We start from the raw sequence: 18916 nt of genomic DNA, 5'->3' as shown, positions 1-18916 counted from the left end.
ATGGCTTATTGCAAGAATTGATGAGGTCAAATTATGAGTACTGTTTTGTCTCCAGAATACGATCCGGTTCTCATTGCAATTCTGCAGCGACAGCTGGACCATATCAGCCTGCAAATGGGCACCATCATGACTCGGACCGCGCGCAGTCCGATCTTCAGCCAAAGCCATGACTTTTCGTGCTTCCTGAGCAATGCGGATGGCGAGACGATCGCGCAAGCCGATGGTTTGCCGATCCATTCCGGCAGTGGTGGATTTGCCGTGCGCGCGGTTCTGCGGGATTTTTCCGGGCGTATCGAGCCGGAAGACGTCTTTATTCTCAGCGATCCCTATGCGGCTGGCGGCAATCACCTGCCAGACTGGACCCTTATTCGCCCTGTTTTCGTGGAAGGCGAACTGGTCGGCTTCTGCAGCAATCGTGCCCACCAGTCCGATATTGGCGGCGGCGCGGCCGGTACCTACAATGCCAAGGCGACAGAGATTTTCCACGAAGGAATTCGCCTGCCCGTCCTCAAGTTGATCGAAAAGGGCCAGTTGCGCGACGACCTGTGGCGCATGCTGCTTCTGAACTCGCGCTGCCCGGACCTGCTGGAAGGCGATCTTGGCGCGATGATTGGCTCGACACGGATTGGCGGACAGCGGCTGGCTGACGTCATCTCCCAACTTGGTGTCAAAAAGGGCCGCGCCTATCTCGATGCTCTTCTTGACTATGGCGAACGACGGATGCGCCAGGCCATCTCCGAGCTTCCGAATGGCGTATGGCATGCATCGGACTTCAGCGATACCGACTGCTTCGAGCTTGTCGATATCGAAACGCGTATCAAGATGACCATCGAAGAGGACACGATCACCTTTGATTTCACGGGCACGTCGCCGCAAATCAAGGGTTTCAAGAATAGCGGGATCGCCAACACGCATTCGGCCGTCTATTGCGCACTTTCCGCCTTTCTGGACCCCGCAATTCCACACAACGAGGGTACCTACCGATGCGTCAAGATCATCGCGCCCGAAGGAAGCGTGGTGAACGCCCTGCCGCCGGCGCCAATGACCATGAACACGGTATTCCCGGCGATCGACATCATGAACGCGTGCTGGGGAGCATTGGCACAGGCCGATCCCGAGCGCGCCTGCGCGGGATGGGGTAAATCGGTGTTCGGCATCTCGTCGGGCACCAAGCCTGACGGAAACGTCTTTGTTCTCTACCACTGGCACGGCAGTTCCGGTGGCGGTGCGGTCAAGGGGCGGGACGGTTTTCCAACCTCCAGCCATCAGATGACGCTCGGCGGGATGTTCATCCCAAATGTCGAAACCTATGAGCAGTCTTATCCGATCCGCGTGCATCGCTACGAGATGCGTTGCGACACGGGCGGCGCAGGCCAATATCGCGGTGGAACCGGCGTCGACTACGTGGTTGATGTCCTGGCGGGTGGGGAACATCTGCTCCGAGGCGAAGGCGCGCGCAAGAAGACAGCCGCCGGCGTCAACGGCGGGCACTGGGGCGAGAAGGGATCGATCAGGGCTTTCGATCTGGCGACAGGTGAAGAACTATACTGCCCGCCCTATGGCGTTGAAGAGGTCAAGCCGTTCCATCTGGTGATCGAGGCTACGGCTGGCGGCGGCTGGGGACATCCACATCAGCGCGACCCCGCCTCCGTCCTGCGCGATGTCCGCGACGGCGTCGTGTCCCGACAGGCAGCACTCGATACCTATGGTGTCGCGATCTCAGCCGATGGAAAGTCCATTCTGTCGACCGAGGCAAGGCGAAAGACCGCGTAGTTTCTCTCTATCGGTTCAATACGATGAAACGCCCACATAACGATCAAGGGGAGTCAACATGAGTAAGAAACGCGCGAAGGATATTCTTCGTGAATACCACGAAGCATGGTCGAGCGGCGACGTTGAAAAGGGGTGCAGCTACTATGCAGACAATCTTGTCGTGCATATGGGGGGCTCGCATCCCGTTCTTTCTGGCGATTTCCACGGGTCCAAAGGCTTCCTCGAGGGCTGGGTGAACAAGGTCGCTGCCTATACCGACAAGTGGATCGTCGGCGGCGAGGCCGGGCATGATGAGCTTATCGCTGAATCGGATGACGCGATTCTGATCATGGTTCATGAGATCTGGACTCGTGGCGACAAGCAGGTCCGGACCGATCGCCTCGCAGCATATCGTTTCGAAAACGAGGAGATCGTGGAATGCTGGTTCTGCGACATGCGCCAGGCGGAAGTTGATGCCTTCTTCTCGGATATCCGATAGCCGCCGAAAACGCTGAAACAGCGCCTGCGCGCATTCGTGCGCGGGCCGTTTGCGATACTTTACTTAGATTAGGATTGTGTGATGCCCGATTTTATCGTGGTAGGTGGAGGATCTGCAGGATGCGCTATTGCGGGTCGGCTGAGCGAGGATCCGGATGTATCGGTGACGCTGTTCGAGGCCGGCCCTAGGGACAGCAATCTCTGGATCCGCTTTCCAGTAACTTTTTACAAATCGTTCAAAAGCTCTTTGCTTCACTGGTATAAGGTCGAGAAGCTCAAGCATCAAAATGATACCGAGCCACAAGTCGGACAAGCGCGCGTTTTGGGCGGTGGCAGTTCGCTGAACGCCATGGTTTATATGCGGGGTGCGCCATCGGATTACGAGCGTTGGGTCGAGCATGGAGCAGAAGGGTGGGGCTACAAGGATGTGCTCCCGTACTTCCGCAAGGCAGAAAACAACGAGGTCTATTCGAACGACGTCCATGGTCAGGACGGACCATTGAGCGTTTCGAACCAGCAGTATACCTTGCCGCTGACCAAAGCCTGGGTAAAGGCCTGCCAGGAGGCCGGAATACCTTATAATCCGGACTTCAATTCCGGCGAGTTGCAGGGAGCAGGGCTCTACCAGCTGACTACGAAGAATGGCCGTCGTTGCAGTTCGGCCGACGCTTATCTTCGTCCGGCCCGAAAGCGCCGGAATCTCAGCATAGTCACCGACAAGCAGGTCACGAAGATCCTGGTTGAAGGTGGCCGGGCCGTTGGCGTCCAGTACGTCGAGAATGGCCGCGTTGAAACGATGCGGGCGGAACGCGAAGTTGTCATATCCTCGGGAGCGGTTGGGTCTCCTCGTCTTCTCTTGCTTTCAGGCATCGGGCCCGCCGCCGAGCTTCAGCGCTCAGGCGTTCAGGTGGTTCATGACCTGCCAGGCGTCGGGCAAAACCTGCAGGACCATACCGATTGCTTCCTGATCTATAACCTGAAGTCGAACACGAGCTACGACAAATACAAGAAGCTGCGGTGGCAGCTAGCCGCGGCGGCTCAATACGCGCTTTTCGGTTCAGGGCCGATTACATCGAATATCTGCGAGGGTGGAGCTTTCTGGTGGGGCGATAAATCGGATCCTACCCCGGATCTCCAATATCACTTCCTGGCCGGCGCCGGTATCGAGGAGGGTGTGGAAACGACGGCGAGTGGCAATGGATGCACTTTGAACGTGTATGCCTGCCGGCCAAAATCGCGCGGCCGAATTGCTCTTCGCTCAGCGGACCCGCGTGTTCCGCCAATAGTGGACCCTAACTATCTCAGTCATCAGTATGACGTTGATCGGCTTGTCGATGGAATCCGGCTTGGACAGGAGATCATGGAACAGCCATCGATGAAGAAGTTCGTCAGCGAATCGCATTTGCCCGCCAAGCCGTTGAAAACCCGCGCAGAGTTCGAGGCCTTCGTCAGGAAATATACGCAAGGAGCATATCATCTGAGCGGTGCCTGCAAAATCGGAACGGACGAGATGGCCGTGGTCGATCCGCAGTTGCGAGTGCATGGCATCGACGGGCTTCGGGTGGCCGATACCTCCGTCATGCCGTTCGTGTCGTCGAGCAACCTGAATGCTCCGGCGATCATGATCGGTGAACGCGCTGCCGACTTTATGAAAGGCAATCGATTCTAACGACGACGGTTTTCAGGCGCGAACGGAGAGGCTCCTGTCTGCGGTCCGATGGTTGACTGTTTTTTTCTCACTCTTGCGAAAGCACCTGGATGGTGCGGGAGGACCTATGAAACTGGTGACGTATGACTCGGCTGGCTCTTGGCGAGCAGGTGTGGTGGTGGATTCCTCGATTTTCGACGTGGATACGCTGCTCAAAAGCGAAGGCGGCGAGAACGCGAAATCTGTCTCGTCGGTACGTGAATTGCTACGGGAGCACGGAGGAGCACTGTCAGAGCTCTCAGGGCGGCTCACTGCTGCAGCCCGGAAGAACCCGAAAGCCGAGGTAGGGCCGTTTGGCAAGGTTCGCCTTGGTCCGCCGGTTACTGATCCTTCGAAAATCCTCTGCATCGGTCTCAACTACAACGACCATGTTGCCGAGACCGGGCGCGCGCTCCCGACACATCCCGACATTTTCGCGAAATTCGCAAGCACGCTCATCGGTCCTTTCGATGAGATATGCTGCTCCAACATTACGCCAAACCTGGATTTCGAAGGCGAACTCGCAATCGTCATCGGCAAGGAATGCCGCTCCGTCTCTGCTGACGACGCGCTTAATTTCGTGGCTGGCGTCACCGTTTTGAACGACATCACGGCGCGTGATCTTCAGTATCGCGGAACGCAGTGGCTGGCAGGCAAGGCTGTCGATGGTTCGACGCCAGTTGGTCCGACCCTTGTTACGCTGGACGAAGTCGGGGACATTCAGGACCTCGATATCCAGACGCGTATCAACGGCACCCAGGTCCAATCATCCAATACGCATCTCATGATTTTCCCGGTTCGCCATTTGGTAAGCTATATTTCCTCTTTCCTGGCTCTTTCACCGGGCGACATCATTACAACAGGAACTCCCCAGGGCATTGGTGCCAAGCGGCAGCCGCCGATATGGTTGAAGCCGGGTGATATCGTAGAGGTGGAGCTGGAGAATGTGGGCATCCTGCGCAACGTCGTTCGATGACGAACATTTGCCTGTGGCTCCATGGCGCCAAACCATCTCAAACCGTCGCGGTCATAGGATACAGCCTGGTCAGGCCTTTCTCGCGATTTCGCGCGAAATACGGCAATCGTTCGCCAGGTCGCCGGGCTATTCCCGGCGGCTTGACAGCACTCAAGTCCGCAACCAGACGTCGACGTTCCAAAGACAGCAATGAACAAGCTAGATCTGATCGAGCAAATTAAGGTGATATGCGTCGAGCTGTCGGGACAGACGGTGGATGCGGCGCACTATATCATCAACAATGCGGACGAGGTTCCATTTTACTCGATGCGGGAGATCGCGCGGCGCGCGAACGTTCAGCCCGTAAGCCTTGTCAGGCTGGCTCAAAAGTTGGGGCTGACCGGGTATGGCGATCTGCGGCAGCATTTCATCGATACAACTCCGGAACGTCATCAACGGGATCGCCAGTCCCTACACCGCAATGAGTCGAGCGCGCGCACGCTCATTGCCGAAATGGGCAAAAGCTCGGGATTAAAGGCTTTCGTCGATTCCTTCTTTGCGACAGAGCAGGCAGTCGTCGCGCAGGCAAGAGCGCATTTGTCGGAGGAAAGACTTGAAAGCGCTGTGGAACTGCTGACCCGCGCCGCGAAAGTCTATGTCATCGGTCGGCGAACGGCGTTCACACCGGCCTATACCCTCGGCTATACCCTGCAGAAGGCGCGTCCGAACATAGTCCTGCTGGATACGCCTGGCGGAGCCCCTGAAGGCGCTCTGGATGATATCCGGCCAGGCGATGCCTTCGTCGCGGTCACCTTCGCGCCGTTCAACCGCCTGGTGCATCGATTGACCGAAAAAGCGTCCCAGTCGGGGGCGAACATCATCGCGATTACAGACAGCTTCGCCGCGCCGATCAGCAAGTTTGCGGGACCGCTGCATTTCGTGGCGCAATCGTCAGGAAGGGCATTCCCCGAATCCACTCTCGGGGCAATAGCGATCGCCAACATACTCGCGGCCTTGACCATCAGCAGGCTTGGCGAGGCAGCACAACGCAGAATTCGTGACAATGAGCACTTCCTGGTGAATTCCGGCGAATATCTCCTCTCGGGTAGCACGAAGAAATCTCCGCCGCGTAAAGGGTAGCTGAGCTTCTGGCAGTGGATCGCGGCTCACGCGTGGACCAGGCAATGAGGCGCCGGTCGGACCTGGATTTATGGGATGCACGTTCGCGCGCATGACAACTGCTAAGGCCACCACCTTCGAAAGAGGCTTGATAAAAATCGCAAACTTGCTGTTGGAGCATATGATCCAATAGCCCTCTGTTTTGACAAGAGATAACCCGATCACGGGGAATATGGCCGCAATGTCGGCCGAGCGGAGATGGATGCATGACCGATACGACTGAACTGCCCGAACGCGAAAGCATGGAATTCGACGTTGTAATCGTCGGCGGCGGGCCTGCGGGGCTGTCGGCTGCGATCCGTCTGAAGCAGGTCAATCCGGAGCTGTCGGTCGTCGTGCTGGAGAAGGGTGCCGAAGTCGGCGCGCATATCCTGTCGGGAGCCGTTGTCGATCCGATCGGTATCGATCGCCTACTGCCCGGCTGGCGCGAAGAGGCCGATCATCCGTTCAAGACCGAGGTGACCGACGACCATTTCCTGGTGCTCGGCCCGGCCGGCTCGGTGCGTCTGCCGAACATGCTGATGCCGCCGCTGATGAGCAACCACGGCAACTATATCGTCTCGCTTGGTAACGTCTGTCGCTGGCTCGCCACCAAGGCGGAGGAACTCGGCGTCGAGATCTATCCGGGCTTTGCCGCGACCGAAGTGCTCTACAACGACGAAGGGGCGGTCATTGGTGTCGCCACCGGCGACATGGGCATCGAGAAGAACGGCGAGCCCGGCCCGAACTACACGCGCGGCATGGCGCTAACAGGCAAATATGTGCTGATCGGCGAAGGTGTGCGCGGCTCGCTCGCCAAGCAGCTGATCGCCAAGTTCGATCTGTCCAGGGATCGCGAGCCGCAGAAATTCGGCATCGGCATCAAGGAACTCTGGCAGGTCAAGCCCGAGCATCACCGCCAAGGTCTGGTGCAGCATTCCTTCGGCTGGCCACTCGGCATGAAGACCGGTGGCGGTTCCTTCCTTTACCACCTCGAAGACAATCTCGTTGCCGTCGGCTTCGTCGTCCACCTGAACTACAAGAATCCCTACCTCCATCCCTTCGAGGAATTCCAGCGCTTCAAGACGCATCCTTCGATCCGCGGAACCTTCGAGGGGGCTAAGCGGCTTTCCTATGGCGCACGCGCGATCACCGAGGGCGGCTGGCAGTCGGTGCCGAAGCTCTCCTTCCCGGGCGGCGCGCTGATCGGCTGTTCGGCCGGCTTCGTCAATGTGCCGCGCATCAAGGGCAGCCACAATGCTGTGCTGTCGGGGATGATGGCGGCGAACCGCATCGCCGCTGCGATTGCCGCCGGTCGCGCCAATGACGAGGTGGTTGAGATCGAGACCGACTGGCGTTCAAGCGACATCGGCAAGGACCTGAAGAGGGTGCGCAACGTCAAGCCGTTGTGGTCGAAGTTCGGCACGGCTGTTGGCGTTGCACTCGGCGGTCTCGACATGTGGACGAACCAGCTGTTCGGTCTGTCGATCTTCGGCACGCTGAAGCACGGCAAGACCGATGCCGCCTCGCTGGAACCGGCCGCCAAGCACAAGCCGATTGCCTATCCGAAACCGGACGGCGTCTTGACCTTCGACCGGCTGTCCTCGGTGTTCCTGTCGAACACCAACCATGAGGAAGACCAGCCGGTACATCTCAAGGTCAAGGACATGGGCCTGCAGAAGCGGTCGGAGCACGATATCTATGCCGGTCCGTCGACGCGCTACTGTCCGGCAGGCGTCTATGAATGGGTAGAGAAGGACGGTCAGGAGACCTTCGTCATCAACGCCCAGAACTGCGTCCACTGCAAGACCTGCGATATCAAGGACCCGAACCAGAACATCAACTGGGTCCCCCCGCAGGGCGGCGAGGGGCCGGTCTATCCGAACATGTAACAAAAAACCACGATCTGCATCACTGGATCTGCGTTAAAGTGTCTTCGGACGTCCGCGACAAGAGTTCGTTTCTTCACCGAGTTTTGGCGCGGATGAATAGACGGGCCTTGGACGATTAGCTGGCGAAGGTTGATCTGACGAGGCGGGACCGTGCTGGCGGGAGCTTACTTACGCCAGCACGTACTGCTATCGTTAGCAGGGCTCCCTTGGAGCTTTTCGCGATGGGCAAGCGCTGCCGCGGCCGGCATACTGCTCCAGCCCTGAAGCGGCGATCCACGCCCCCACGGTGGCGAAAAATACTCGACGGGTCCCATCCACCCATTTTCCAGGCACGTTTGCCACCAACGCAGCAAGGGGTATTCGGCATCATCGAGCCCGTAGGCCAGACGCTGTTCAGCATAGAGTCCAGTGAGATAGGGCCAGTCGGATCCGTTATGATAGCGATAGGCAAAGGCGGACTTTTCGCGCGTATCTTTTGGCCGCTTGAATCGCGGAAACGCACACATGACGCCCCAATCACCATAGGGCTGTTCCCTATTGTTTCGGCTCTCCAGCGACTTTTGAACCTGCTCAAGCACGTGCCGTGCCCTTTCGGGGCTTACCGCTTTGAACCTGAGCAGGGTCAAACTGTCGAGGGTGAGGTGATCCTCGACGAATTCTCCCTTGATCCCGTAGTCAGCGTAGGCCCCGCTCGATTGCAGCAGGACCCCATCGAGCGATGCGCGTGCCTTGGCAGCAAGCGCCGTTGCCTCAGTGGCGATTTCCCTGTTGGCAATGCCGCCATATTGGGCGAGGACGTCAAGTGCTCCAATCCACAGTCCGAGATCGTAGGCCACATAGCCGTAACGGTAGACGTTGTCGGCCCAATCACGGTCATGCCTGGGTTTGACGGGCAGGCCATTTCCATATTTGTCGAATTGGCGATAGCGATTGAAAATCGCGACGATCTTGCCCCAGTGATCAACAAGGGGCGACGTGTCGCCAGTGACCCGGATATAATCGCCAATCGTCAGAACAAAGAACAGTGGACTATCAAAGTGGTCGCTCCACCAATCGCCGGGCCGCAGATGTTCTATCTTGATACGAGGATGGGACTGACGCGCCCGCTCCCACTCTTCAGCCTGGCCCGGGCCTGTCAGGATGACCCCGCTTGGTGCTTCCCCATTCGGCTGCACGCCTCGCGCAAGAAGCTCGATTTGCGCTCGCACTGCGCCGGGTTCTCGATGAAGCAGTGCCTGCTGTGTCCAGTAGCCGTCACGGTAGTAGGTGCGCGCTGGAGCACTGTAGCCCTGTCCGGCAGCCAAACCCGCAAAAGCGCCATGCTGATCCTTGCGAATGCTCGAAAGCGCCGCATGCAGCCCCTGTGAGACCATGGTGCGTAGAAGCGGTGGTGCATCTTGCATTGCATCACACTTCCGGACGTAGGCATTGGCCTCTGAGATAATCATCTCTTTGCCGAGCTTAAGCCCTTCATTTGCCTCATCTAGCGTAGCGCCGACGGAGACGAGAATCCCATCTGGCCTTGCTTCCGCGATGGCAACACCCCAGCCAGTGCGAGCGATCCGGCGGTCCTTCTGCCTTTCGATCGGAGTTCGTTCGCTGAGCGCCCCCCACCATGCACAACGCCTGGACGCTACAAGCGACCGAAGCTTGGCTCCCTGGAGGAAAAGCACAGGAGCAGATTGCGCAACAAAGAGCCCACCGCCGGGCACCAACAGACGATTTGGCGCGTAGGTGAATGGCCCAGACCAGCCGGTGAAGAACAAGTTCGCCAGCTTTCCGGCGCCCCAGAGTGAGAGCTCCAGCTTTCCATCGGGAAAAAGATCACCCTGGAGCCGTGGCGCCATGAACGGCAAATAAACTGGCGTTTGCGAGGATACCTGACCGTCTGCCAGAGGTACAAGGATGGGGGATGCCATGGATCGTTCTTTCATTGGACTGTCTCATGATTCGATTTTTCGAGAGGCAAGGTCGTAAACGCGAGCGCGACGGCACAGAGGACAAGTGCCTGCGGCCTGATGCGTCTTCTTCGGTCCCAAGCAGCGAAAGGTAGCTCGCCGACCGCAATACCGGGAGTGACTGATTGGCCGGTAAACACGCTGCTGGTGAAAACATGGCCCTGGCTTAAGCTGGCTCCGAACACGGTGTGGCGCCGGTTTGGAATTTCGACGTTGTTCAGCAGCGCGATGCCGTCAGTTTTCACCGCAACAGGGCAGGGAATCCGCTGTGCGAGAATGTCGACTGGCGGTGCCGCCCGGCCTTCGACGTTTGCGGTATCGGCAAGAATCTTTGTTCTGCCCGGGTCAACGCTAATCACGGGCTGGCTCGTCGCGCGGTAAGGCGCTCCATGCAGAAAGGGTTGGGAAGTTGACAATTCGTCGCCCGCGGCACCAATTGTTCGGTAGGTTGACGAATTATTAGAATCGAGGGAACTGACTGTCAACTACAGAACAGAATAGGGAATGGATGCGAGTCGATGGACGCCTCCCAACGCAGCGATGCGCGGAAAGCCGACATTATGAGGTTGGAAACATTGCCTGGTCAGCATCGGCACCTCGCGCGCTGGCTGCGGAAGGCTGGCGGGGGTTTGACTAAAGACGAACTCGCTTCGCTTCTGGTGTCGGGTCGAACTATGCACGCCAGGCCGTAGTTGCTTGCGGGTAAATTCGGCAAGTCAGCATTCGACTCTTATTGATCCATGAGGCTGGGATCAGTGTGAGCACGTGATAGCGCGTTGCCATCTCGATCATGGACTAGCGTGTGCGCGACTTCGGCCGTCGGTAGTGGCGAGCGAACTTTGCCTTGCTTTTGCTTCTCGCGACAGTGTTCAACTATTTTTTTGAGGGGCGTCGACGTTTCTTGGGAGCGCCGGACAGGAGATACTCGCCAGAGTTCACGAGAAAGCGCTCATTCTCGCGAATTCGACGCTGTGCCACCTCGCCGAGCCTGCTGATAGTCAAGGCCGCAAGCAGGTTCGCAATCGTTATTGCTCCCAGCGCGGATTCGGGGAATGCCCGGCCAGACGACTGCGCCACGAAATGCAATGGTCCCGCAAACTTGCTGATGGGCGCGGCAAAGCTGTCAGTAATCGCGATGACGTGCGCCCCCGAAAGCGATGCCTTCTCGGTCAACGTCTGAACCAGTCGGTTGAACGGCGCAAAGGTCACCGCAACGAAAACGTCACCCGGCTGGATATCGTCCAGCGCTCCTTCCGGTGCGCCTCCGGGATTATCCAGCAGAATTATGTTTGGCCGAGCTTTCCGCAGTGTATAGGCGAGGGTGAAAGCAGGCGTGAATGCCGTTCGCCGACCTATGACGTAGATTTTTGGCGCCTGGACCAGCAGTTGCACAGCCCTATCGAGTTTGTCTTCCGACAGATGCGCCTTTGCCTGCTCAACGACGGCTAGCTCTGTCGAGAAGAACGAATCGATGAAAGGCTGTAGCCCGGAATTTTTGCTCAGTTCGGCGATCAGTCTTCCAGCGCTCAGCTCATTGCGATTTAGGGATTGTCGATCTCTTTGCTGGCGCTCCTGAGCCATATCGATGAACTGCTGACGCAGCTCACCATAACCGGCATGTCCCAACTTTTGTGCCAGCCTGACAAGACTGACGGGCTGGATGTTGGCGCGTCTCGCAACTTCGCGCATCGTATAGAACGGAATTTCGTCCGGATTGTTGATGAGGTAATGAGCCGCATCCACCGTCTGTCCGGAAAGCTCAACGCAGATCTTTTTAACTCGCTCGATCACATCTGGTTCGGTCATGGGTCTCTCTGGAACATCGACCGGCGGTCGCGTTTTCAAGGCGGATCACTTTCCGGCAAATGTCCGGGCGAAGCAATGATTGATTGCCATATTTCGGGGATTGTTTGCAACCTAAGGGATGACTGCGCGACCGCGTGGGGCTTTGATCTCGCCTTGCTTGCGTGGGCCAAGACGTTGGGCAGGCCACACGGTACTGATTCGCCAGGTAGTGAATGTGCCTTCACATTGGCTTGGCAGGTGTCGAAGATTAGCCAGGGAGTGCGAGAAGCGATCGCCTCCCCAGAAGCCTGTATCATCATTGCGAACATCCGCAGCCTAACTCGACGCATTGCAAGATATTGCTTTGCACGTCGTTCGAACCAGCCTCGCCCCGAAAGGTTAGTTGTCGGGTGAGATGTAAAGCTGCCAACTACGCCTGGACCGTCGCGACCTGCCACAATGGCAGCCAGCATCAGGTCAGGATTTCCAGCAAAACTCTCAATAGGACGCGATAGTTGGCTGGGTCAGTGTCACCCCCGAGACGCGCGCGCTGTCACTCTCAACGAGGTGGAATAGAGCTCGGACATTGCGATATCAGGCAGTGCGCCTGGGGCAGGCGAAACAAACAAAACCATAACTTGGATCACATGATCCAATTGACATTATATTGGATCATGTGTTGAATGAAGTCACTTGGGAGCGGATGGAGAGCACAATGAAACCCGGCGTAGTTCACGCGCTGTCGATGGCCACATGCATCTTCGGGATGCGCAAGAGCGGAATCGGCACCGTTACGTGTTTGCGCTGGGCTGGGCCGCCGGCCTTCGCCAGTGCGATCAGAAGTGCTCCAGCGTCGAGCCCGCCAACAAAATGGACGCCGCTTTTGAATATGGGAACAATGGCTGGAGAGTTCCGGCCCTAAACGTGAACCGCGTTCTGATCCCAATGATCGATCAGCGGGCTCACCCGCTAAACGAAAACCCGAATGACTGTCGATGCGGGACGCCAATTCCGACACGATAAGCAGGAAAGCACCCATGAAAATTCTCGTCCCCGTGAAGCGGGTGGTTGACTACAACGTGAAGATCCGGGTGAAGCCGGATGGCACGGGCGTCGAGCTTGCGAATGTGAAGATGTCGATGAACCCGTTCGACGAGATTTCCGTCGAGGAGGCGCTCAGGCTGAAGGAAGCCGGCAAGGCCGAGGAGGTGATCGTCGTGTCGATCGGTCCGGCCAAGGCCGAGGAGACGCTGCGCACCGCGCTCGCCATGGGCGCCGACCGGGCGATCCTGGTGGAGACCGACGATCAAGTCGAGCCGCTCACTGTGGCCAAGATCCTGAAGGGCGTCGTCGACGCCGAACAGCCGGGCTTGATCATCGTCGGCAAGCAGGCGATCGACGACGACTCGAACCAGACCGGCCAGATGCTGGCCGCCCTCTTGGGTTACGCCCAGGCGACCTTCGCCTCGAAGATCGAGATCGAAGTCCCTGGTCCTGGGGGCAAGGCGCAGGTGACGCGCGAAGTCGATGGCGGCCTGCAGACGATCGAGATCAAGCTGCCCGCCGTCGTCACCTCGGACCTGCGCCTGAACGAGCCGCGCTATGCCTCGCTGCCGAACATCATGAAGGCGAAGAAGAAGCCGCTCGACAGACAAGCTCCTGCCGATTTTTCCGTCTCCACCGCGCCGCGCCTGAAGGTCTTGAAGACCGAGGAACCATCGGGCCGCAAGGCCGGCGTCAAGGTCAAGTCGGTCGCCGAGCTGGTTGAGAAGCTTAAAGTCGAAGCCGGCGTCCTCTAAGGCGAGACAGGGAGATATATCCATGGCCATTCTTCTTCTGGCTGACCACGACGGCAGCCACCTTTCCGACCAGACCGCCAAGACGCTGACGGCGGCCGCCAAGATCGGCGGCGACGTCACCATCCTCGTCACCGGCGCCGGTGCCAGGGCTGCGGCCGATCAGGCCGCCAGGCTGTCGGGCGTGTCCAGGGTGCTCCTTGCCGAGGATGCAAGCCTCGCCCACAATCTCGCCGAGCCGCTGGCCGCGCTGATCGTTTCGCTGGCAGGCAGCTACGACACGATCATCGCCGCCGCCACCTCGACCGGCAAGAACGTCATGCCGCGCGTCGCTGCCCTCCTCGACGTTGCCCAGGTCTCGGAAATAACAGAGGTGGTCTCGGCCGACACTTTCAAGCGGCCGATCTATGCCGGCAACGCCATCCAGACGGTGCAGACGACCGACGCCAGACGCGTCATCACCGTGCGCACCGCTTCCTTTCCCCCGGCCTCCCAAGGCCCGTCTGCTGCCGTTGAGGAGATCTCAACGGCAGCTCTTTCTTCCGGGCTGTCGCGCTACGTATCCGACGCCCTTTCCACTTCGGACCGTCCGGAACTGACCTCGGCGAAGATCATCATCTCCGGCGGCCGCGCGCTTGGTTCGGCGGAGAAGTTCAGGCAAGTCATCCTGCCGGTGGCCGACAAGCTCGGGGCCGCCGTCGGCGCAAGCCGCGCCGCCGTCGATGCCGGTTACGCCCCGAACGACTGGCAGGTCGGCCAGACCGGCAAGGTCGTCGCGCCTGAGCTCTACATCGCCTGCGGCATCTCCGGTGCGATCCAGCATCTCGCCGGCATGAAGGACTCGAAGGTCATCGTCGCCATCAACAAGGACGAGGAGGCGCCGATCTTCCAGGTCGCCGACTACGGTCTCGTCGCCGATCTCTTCGACGTCCTGCCGGAATTGCAGAAGGTGCTCTAGCAGCCAAGAGATCTTGTGTCGTTGCGTACTCCAATTGCGCAGGATGGCCGCGGGCATGTCTGCGCCACCTAATGAACAAATCAGGAAGGCCAGCTATGCCACGGGTGCCGACAACCGTCCAACGATATGAAGACCTCCTTCTCAATGACGAAAGCGAACCTGCAAAACGGCGGGTATCCGCTCTTAACCGAAGCGCGCGCCCCCGCCCGTTGGAGATCGTTCTAAACGCAGTTGGCGACATGCTCCTGTCAGCCCACGCGCCGGTCATGGCGAGCTTTGTTGCTGGCAAGGTCTACCAGCGGCTCCAGCAGCCCGGACCAATAAACGACGGGTTTCAAGCTGGCTTCGACGTGGGTGATCACTTCACCCGCGCAATAGATAACATCCGCACCTCCTTACCGCATCTCTCCGATGCCGCAGAAAGCCTAGCCGAGCTAAAGGAAACTCTGCTCTGGCGCTCGAGCCGAAGCGGTCCATTCGCCAGTCTGAAATTCGAGCAGTCGCATGCGCATGCAATTCTGGCTGGACCGGGAGGTCTAGAGGAGCGAAGCGATGTGCGTGTCGGTGTCACGTTAATGGCCCCATACAGCCGCTTTCCTGACCATGTTCAGTTTCACTCGCGGGTCTTTCTGTTGCTCTCCGACGGCGAGATCTGCTTCGATCTCAGTAATTGGTTCCGGGCCAACGCCGGAACCATCTTTTTCAACGAGGCGGGACGGCAGTTCGCGATGCGATGCACGTCCGAACCACTGCTAGCCATCTGGTGCCATGTAGAAGACGCCAGGCTCTAAAGTGTTCGCCCAGATGGAAAACAAAACGGATCAGTGGTGCTCGAGACGGACCGGGAGTCAGGACAGGCTCATCAGTTCCATAATATAGATTATCTCACATGCAACTATAGGTAGCGCATCACCACCAGCGCCACCATTGGGATAATCGCTATCGAAGCAGGAGAATGCATGCATGTCATACCTAATGATGGCCTTTACCATTGCCTTGCTTCTTGTTGCAATTTCAATCCTTTCGAGAGCTCTCGAACTGAGAAAATTGGCCGGATGGACGGCAATCTCTGCGACCATTGTCGCCGCAAGGTCGACTATGATCTGCGATATCTGCGTCGTATTCATCGACGTTGTTTACGAGGTGCGTGGGAGAAAATGGAAAAGGTCGAATGTGAATACCTATAGTTGTTCACAAGGGGCCTTTCGCAGCGGGAACGAAATTGGCGTTCTCGTAGACCCCGAAAATCCAGAGATGTGCAGAGTAGAACGCAGGACCATTTGGGATGGCGCGCTCCGCCGTATTGTTGTGGGTACGTGAGATCAGCCTGGGCTCCCTTCCCCGCGCCTGGAGGCCCCAAACAGAACGAGGTTCACCATGATCAGATCCCCATGCACATGTATTTGATCTCGAGATAGTCATCCATGCCGTACTTGGAACCCTCACGGCCGTTGCCACTCTCCTTCATGCCGCCGAAGGGCGCGACTTCGGTTGAGATGAGACCTTCATTGATCCCGACAATCCCATAGTCCAGAGCCTCGGCGACACGCCAAACTCGTGAGATATCGCGCCCATAGAAGTAGGCCGCGAGACCAAACTGGGTGTCGTTTGCTAGGCGGATGGCGTCTTCCTCCGTCGTAAAGCGGAAGACCGGTGCGACAGGTCCGAAAATCTCCTCGGTGAAGATCTGCGACTTCGGTGATGCATCGGCGATAACCGTTGGTTGATAAAAACTGTATCCAAGCGGATGCCGGGCTCCGCCGGTCACAACGCGCCCACCCCGATTGACCGCGTCGGAAACGAGTTCCTCCACCTTTATGACGGCCTTGTCATCGATCAGCGGCCCGATCTGGACACCGTCGCCGAAGCCGTTGCCCACGCTCAATTCCGATACGACCTCGGACAACCGTTTCACAAACGCGTCATGAATGCCGGACTGGACAAGGAAGCGATTGGCACAGACACAGGTCTGGCCTGCATTGCGATATTTGGATGCGATTGCACCCTTGACCGCAGCTTCGACGTCGGCATCGTCGAACACGATGAACGGCGCATTGCCGCCAAGCTCCATCGAAGTCCGCTTTACCGTGCGGGCACACTGCGCCATCAGGACCTTGCCGATTTCGGTCGAACCGGTGAAGCTCAATTTGCGCACGATCGGATTTGAGGTCAGTTCCTCGCCGATTTCGCTAGCCGACCCGGTGACGCACGAGAGGACGCCTTTCGGCATGCCGGCGCGCTCGGCCAGAACGCACAACGCCAGTGCTGAAAGCGGCGTCTGACTGGCCGGTTTGATCACCATCGTGCAGCCTGCCGCAAGTGCCGGCCCTGCCTTTCTGGTAATCATGGCGGCGGGAAAGTTCCATGGAGTGATCGCGGCACAAACGCCGATCGGTTGTTTTATGACGACGATGCGCTTATCTGCCGTCGGGGCGGGGATGGTGTCGCCATAAACCCGCTTCGCCTCTTCTCCGAACCATTCGATGTAGGATGCGGCGTAGGCAATTTCCCCCTTCGCCTCTGCCAGGGGCTTGCCTTGTTCGGCCGTCATGATCGCGGCGAGGTCATCCTGGTTCTGCATCAGCAACTCAAACCATTTCCGCAAGATCGCAGCGCGCTGCTTGCTGGAAAGAGCTCTCCAGCCTGCGAGTGCGAATTCAGCTGCCTCGATGGCGCGCTTTGTCTCAGTCCGGCCCATCTTCGGCACCGAAGCAACAACGGAGCCATCAGCCGGATTGGTCACAGCGATCTGATTGCCGCTTTCCGCGTCATCCCATTCGCCGCCAATGAAGCATTGCGTGCGCAAGAGCAATGGATCGTTGAGTTTGAGAGCTGCCATTGAGATATCCTTCAATCGAAAAAAATCATGCCAGAGCGAGCAGCGGCTCAAGCACGCGTCTCGCAGAATTGCCAAAGGGAACGGGACGCCGGGCCAGTCGGTCGACATTCACATGCACGAAAAAGCCTTCCGCCGATGCGGTCTCCTCCCCATTGCGAAAGAGCCCGATTTCGTAGCGAACGGATGAATTGCCGAGTTTCGCGACACGGATCCCGGCGGTCACGACGTCGGGAAAGGCCATCTCCGCGTGGTAACGGCAACCCGTCTCCACGACGACGAAGATCTCTGCTCCGCCCTTCATGTCCAGCACGGCGTTTTCGATCAGGAAGCCGTTTACCGCCGTATCGAACAGGCTGTAGTGGACGACGTTGTTCATATGTCCGTAAATATCGTTGTCCGACCAACGTGTTCCAACAGTCCGGAACACCCTATAATCGGATCTCGTGCCCGGCCCTGTGCGCTCTATCATCACCAGGCCGCCTTGTAGATCGCGAGCGCATCCGCCTCGCTCACGTTGCGCGGATTGTTCACGAGCAGCCTGGTCTGCTTCATGGCGTCGCGCGCCATGTCGGCCAGGTATTCCTCACCGATCCCGACATCCCGCAGCCGGGGCTGCAGTCCAAGCTTCGCCGAAAGTTTGGCAAGTCGCTCGATGAAGGCGGCACAACGCCCGTGATCCCCCTGTTCGGAGGACAGATCCGGGAAGGCATCGGCGGCGATTTCAGCATAGATGGAGGCCGCGTCTGGCGCGTTGAAGCGCAAGACGTGCGGCAGTACGAGGGCGTTCGAAAGCCCATGGGGGACATGAAACGTGCCCCCGATCGGATAGGCGAGTGCATGCACGGCTGCGACCGGTGAATTGGCGAAGGCCTGCCCGGCCAGCATCGAACCGAGAAGCATCGCGCCGCGTGCAGCACGATCCTTTCCGTCGAAGACCGCCTTTTCGATATTTGCCCCCAATAGCTGAAGCGCCTGCCGCGCAAGCATTTTGGACAGGGGATTGTTGTTGGCGTTCCTGGATGCATAGGCCTCGATGGCATGGACCATCGCATCGACGCCGGTGGCAGCCGTGATCGCCGCGGGCAGGCCGAGTGTCAGATCCGCATCGAGGATGGCGATGTCGGGCAGGATGATTGGCGACGAAACCCCCCGTTTTTCATCTCCGCCGACCGTGATGATGGACACGGGCGTCACTTCGGAGCCGGTTCCAGCCGTCGTCGGCACAAGAACTAACGGGAGACGCGGTCCTTTTGCATTCCCGACGCCCCATGCCCCGTCGATGTCCTCACCGGAACCACACAAGAGCGCCACCACTTTCGCGACGTCCAGCGAGGATCCGCCACCAAATCCGACTACTCCGGTCACGCCGTCGGCCTTTGCCGCCTCGGTTGCTGCCAGGACAGTCGCCAGCGACGGGTCGGCCTCGACTCCGTCAAAGATGGTGGTGCGAATTCCCGCGTCCGCCAGGGACTTCAGAGCGGGCCCGCAAAGGCCGAGCTTACGCAAACCGGGATCGCTGACAAAAAGAACGCGGTCTCCAAGCGTCCTTTTTACGAGGCCGCCAATCTCCGCAGAAGCGCCTGGTCTGAAAACGATCTGGCTGGTCGTGCTAAAGACAAAAGGATACATGAAGGTCTC

The 18916-nt window shown here is 58.4% G+C and carries 16 protein-coding genes; 9 read left to right on the top strand and 7 right to left on the bottom strand.

The features are described from left to right. Positions 1 to 33 precede the first annotated feature (33 nt). The 6 genes from NBG89_RS32595 (at position 34) to NBG89_RS32570 (ending at position 7942) form a co-directional block, all read left to right on the top strand. On the top strand, positions 34 to 1773 hold the full coding sequence (locus NBG89_RS32595; protein ID WP_431324735.1) for a hydantoinase B/oxoprolinase family protein: 1740 nt from the start codon (positions 34 to 36) through the stop codon (positions 1771 to 1773). A gap of 58 nt (positions 1774 to 1831) precedes the next feature. Next, positions 1832 to 2251, top strand: a complete 420-nt coding sequence (locus tag NBG89_RS32590) for a nuclear transport factor 2 family protein (RefSeq protein WP_431324734.1) — start codon at positions 1832 to 1834, stop codon at positions 2249 to 2251. Between the two features lie 81 nt (positions 2252 to 2332). Further along, on the top strand, positions 2333 to 3919 hold the full coding sequence (locus tag NBG89_RS32585) for a GMC family oxidoreductase (protein ID WP_431324733.1): 1587 nt from the start codon (positions 2333 to 2335) through the stop codon (positions 3917 to 3919). Positions 3920 to 4025: 106 nt separating this feature from the next. After that, a complete protein-coding gene (locus NBG89_RS32580; protein ID WP_431324732.1) occupies positions 4026 to 4913 on the top strand; it encodes a fumarylacetoacetate hydrolase family protein in 888 nt (295 codons plus the stop codon). A 189-nt stretch (positions 4914 to 5102) separates the two neighbouring features. Next, on the top strand, positions 5103 to 6032 hold the full coding sequence (locus NBG89_RS32575) for a MurR/RpiR family transcriptional regulator (protein WP_431324731.1): 930 nt from the start codon (positions 5103 to 5105) through the stop codon (positions 6030 to 6032). 245 nt (positions 6033 to 6277) lie between these two features. Further along, complete coding sequence (locus NBG89_RS32570; RefSeq protein WP_431324730.1) at positions 6278 to 7942, top strand: electron transfer flavoprotein-ubiquinone oxidoreductase; 1665 nt, start codon at positions 6278 to 6280, stop codon at positions 7940 to 7942. Between the two features lie 164 nt (positions 7943 to 8106). On the opposite strand, the gene NBG89_RS32565 is transcribed toward NBG89_RS32570, so the two are convergent. The 3 genes from NBG89_RS32565 to NBG89_RS32555 form a co-directional block, all read right to left on the bottom strand. Beyond that, positions 8107 to 9861 carry a GH116 family glycosyl hydrolase gene (locus tag NBG89_RS32565; protein WP_431324729.1) on the bottom strand — a complete coding sequence of 585 codons (1755 nt, stop codon included), beginning with the start codon at positions 9859 to 9861 and terminating at the stop codon, positions 8107 to 8109. A gap of 11 nt (positions 9862 to 9872) precedes the next feature. Further along, positions 9873 to 10259: a hypothetical protein gene (locus NBG89_RS32560; RefSeq protein ID WP_431324728.1), complete on the bottom strand. Its 387-nt coding sequence runs from the start codon at positions 10257 to 10259 to the stop codon at positions 9873 to 9875. Between the two features lie 514 nt (positions 10260 to 10773). Beyond that, positions 10774 to 11706 (bottom strand): MurR/RpiR family transcriptional regulator, encoded by a 933-nt coding sequence (locus tag NBG89_RS32555; protein ID WP_431324727.1) that lies wholly within the window; start codon positions 11704 to 11706, stop codon positions 10774 to 10776. Positions 11707 to 12722: 1016 nt separating this feature from the next. Here NBG89_RS32555 and NBG89_RS32550 point away from each other — a divergent pair. From NBG89_RS32550 to NBG89_RS32540, 3 genes are all read left to right on the top strand, one after another. Continuing rightward, entirely contained in the window at positions 12723 to 13484 is a 762-nt protein-coding gene (locus tag NBG89_RS32550) for an electron transfer flavoprotein subunit beta/FixA family protein (protein WP_431324726.1), read from the top strand. A 22-nt stretch (positions 13485 to 13506) separates the two neighbouring features. After that, positions 13507 to 14439: an electron transfer flavoprotein subunit alpha/FixB family protein gene (locus NBG89_RS32545; protein ID WP_431324725.1), complete on the top strand. Its 933-nt coding sequence runs from the start codon at positions 13507 to 13509 to the stop codon at positions 14437 to 14439. Between the two features lie 266 nt (positions 14440 to 14705). Continuing rightward, a complete protein-coding gene (locus tag NBG89_RS32540; RefSeq protein ID WP_431324724.1) occupies positions 14706 to 15230 on the top strand; it encodes a dimethylsulfonioproprionate lyase family protein in 525 nt (174 codons plus the stop codon). Between the two features lie 57 nt (positions 15231 to 15287). On the opposite strand, the gene NBG89_RS32535 is transcribed toward NBG89_RS32540, so the two are convergent. The 4 genes from NBG89_RS32535 to NBG89_RS32520 form a co-directional block, all read right to left on the bottom strand. Further along, positions 15288 to 15566: a hypothetical protein gene (locus NBG89_RS32535; RefSeq protein ID WP_431324723.1), complete on the bottom strand. Its 279-nt coding sequence runs from the start codon at positions 15564 to 15566 to the stop codon at positions 15288 to 15290. A 254-nt stretch (positions 15567 to 15820) separates the two neighbouring features. Then, the gene (gabD, locus tag NBG89_RS32530) at positions 15821 to 17278 is read right to left on the bottom strand and encodes an NADP-dependent succinate-semialdehyde dehydrogenase (protein ID WP_431324722.1); all 1458 of its coding nucleotides are present in this window, start codon (positions 17276 to 17278) and stop codon (positions 15821 to 15823) included. A gap of 25 nt (positions 17279 to 17303) precedes the next feature. Beyond that, complete coding sequence (locus NBG89_RS32525; protein ID WP_431324721.1) at positions 17304 to 17747, bottom strand: acyl-CoA thioesterase; 444 nt, start codon at positions 17745 to 17747, stop codon at positions 17304 to 17306. After that, entirely contained in the window at positions 17747 to 18907 is a 1161-nt protein-coding gene (locus tag NBG89_RS32520) for an iron-containing alcohol dehydrogenase (RefSeq protein WP_431324720.1), read from the bottom strand. Before NBG89_RS32520 ends, NBG89_RS32525 begins: the two co-directional genes overlap by 1 nt. Positions 18908 to 18916 lie beyond the last annotated feature (9 nt).

It is taken from the genome of Rhizobium sp. YTU87027 (genome assembly GCF_050644135.1).
In the GTDB taxonomy this organism is placed as follows: domain Bacteria; phylum Pseudomonadota; class Alphaproteobacteria; order Rhizobiales; family Rhizobiaceae; genus Rhizobium.
The sequence above is the reverse complement of the archived record's forward strand: the minus strand, read 5'-3'. Positions and strand labels throughout refer to the sequence as shown.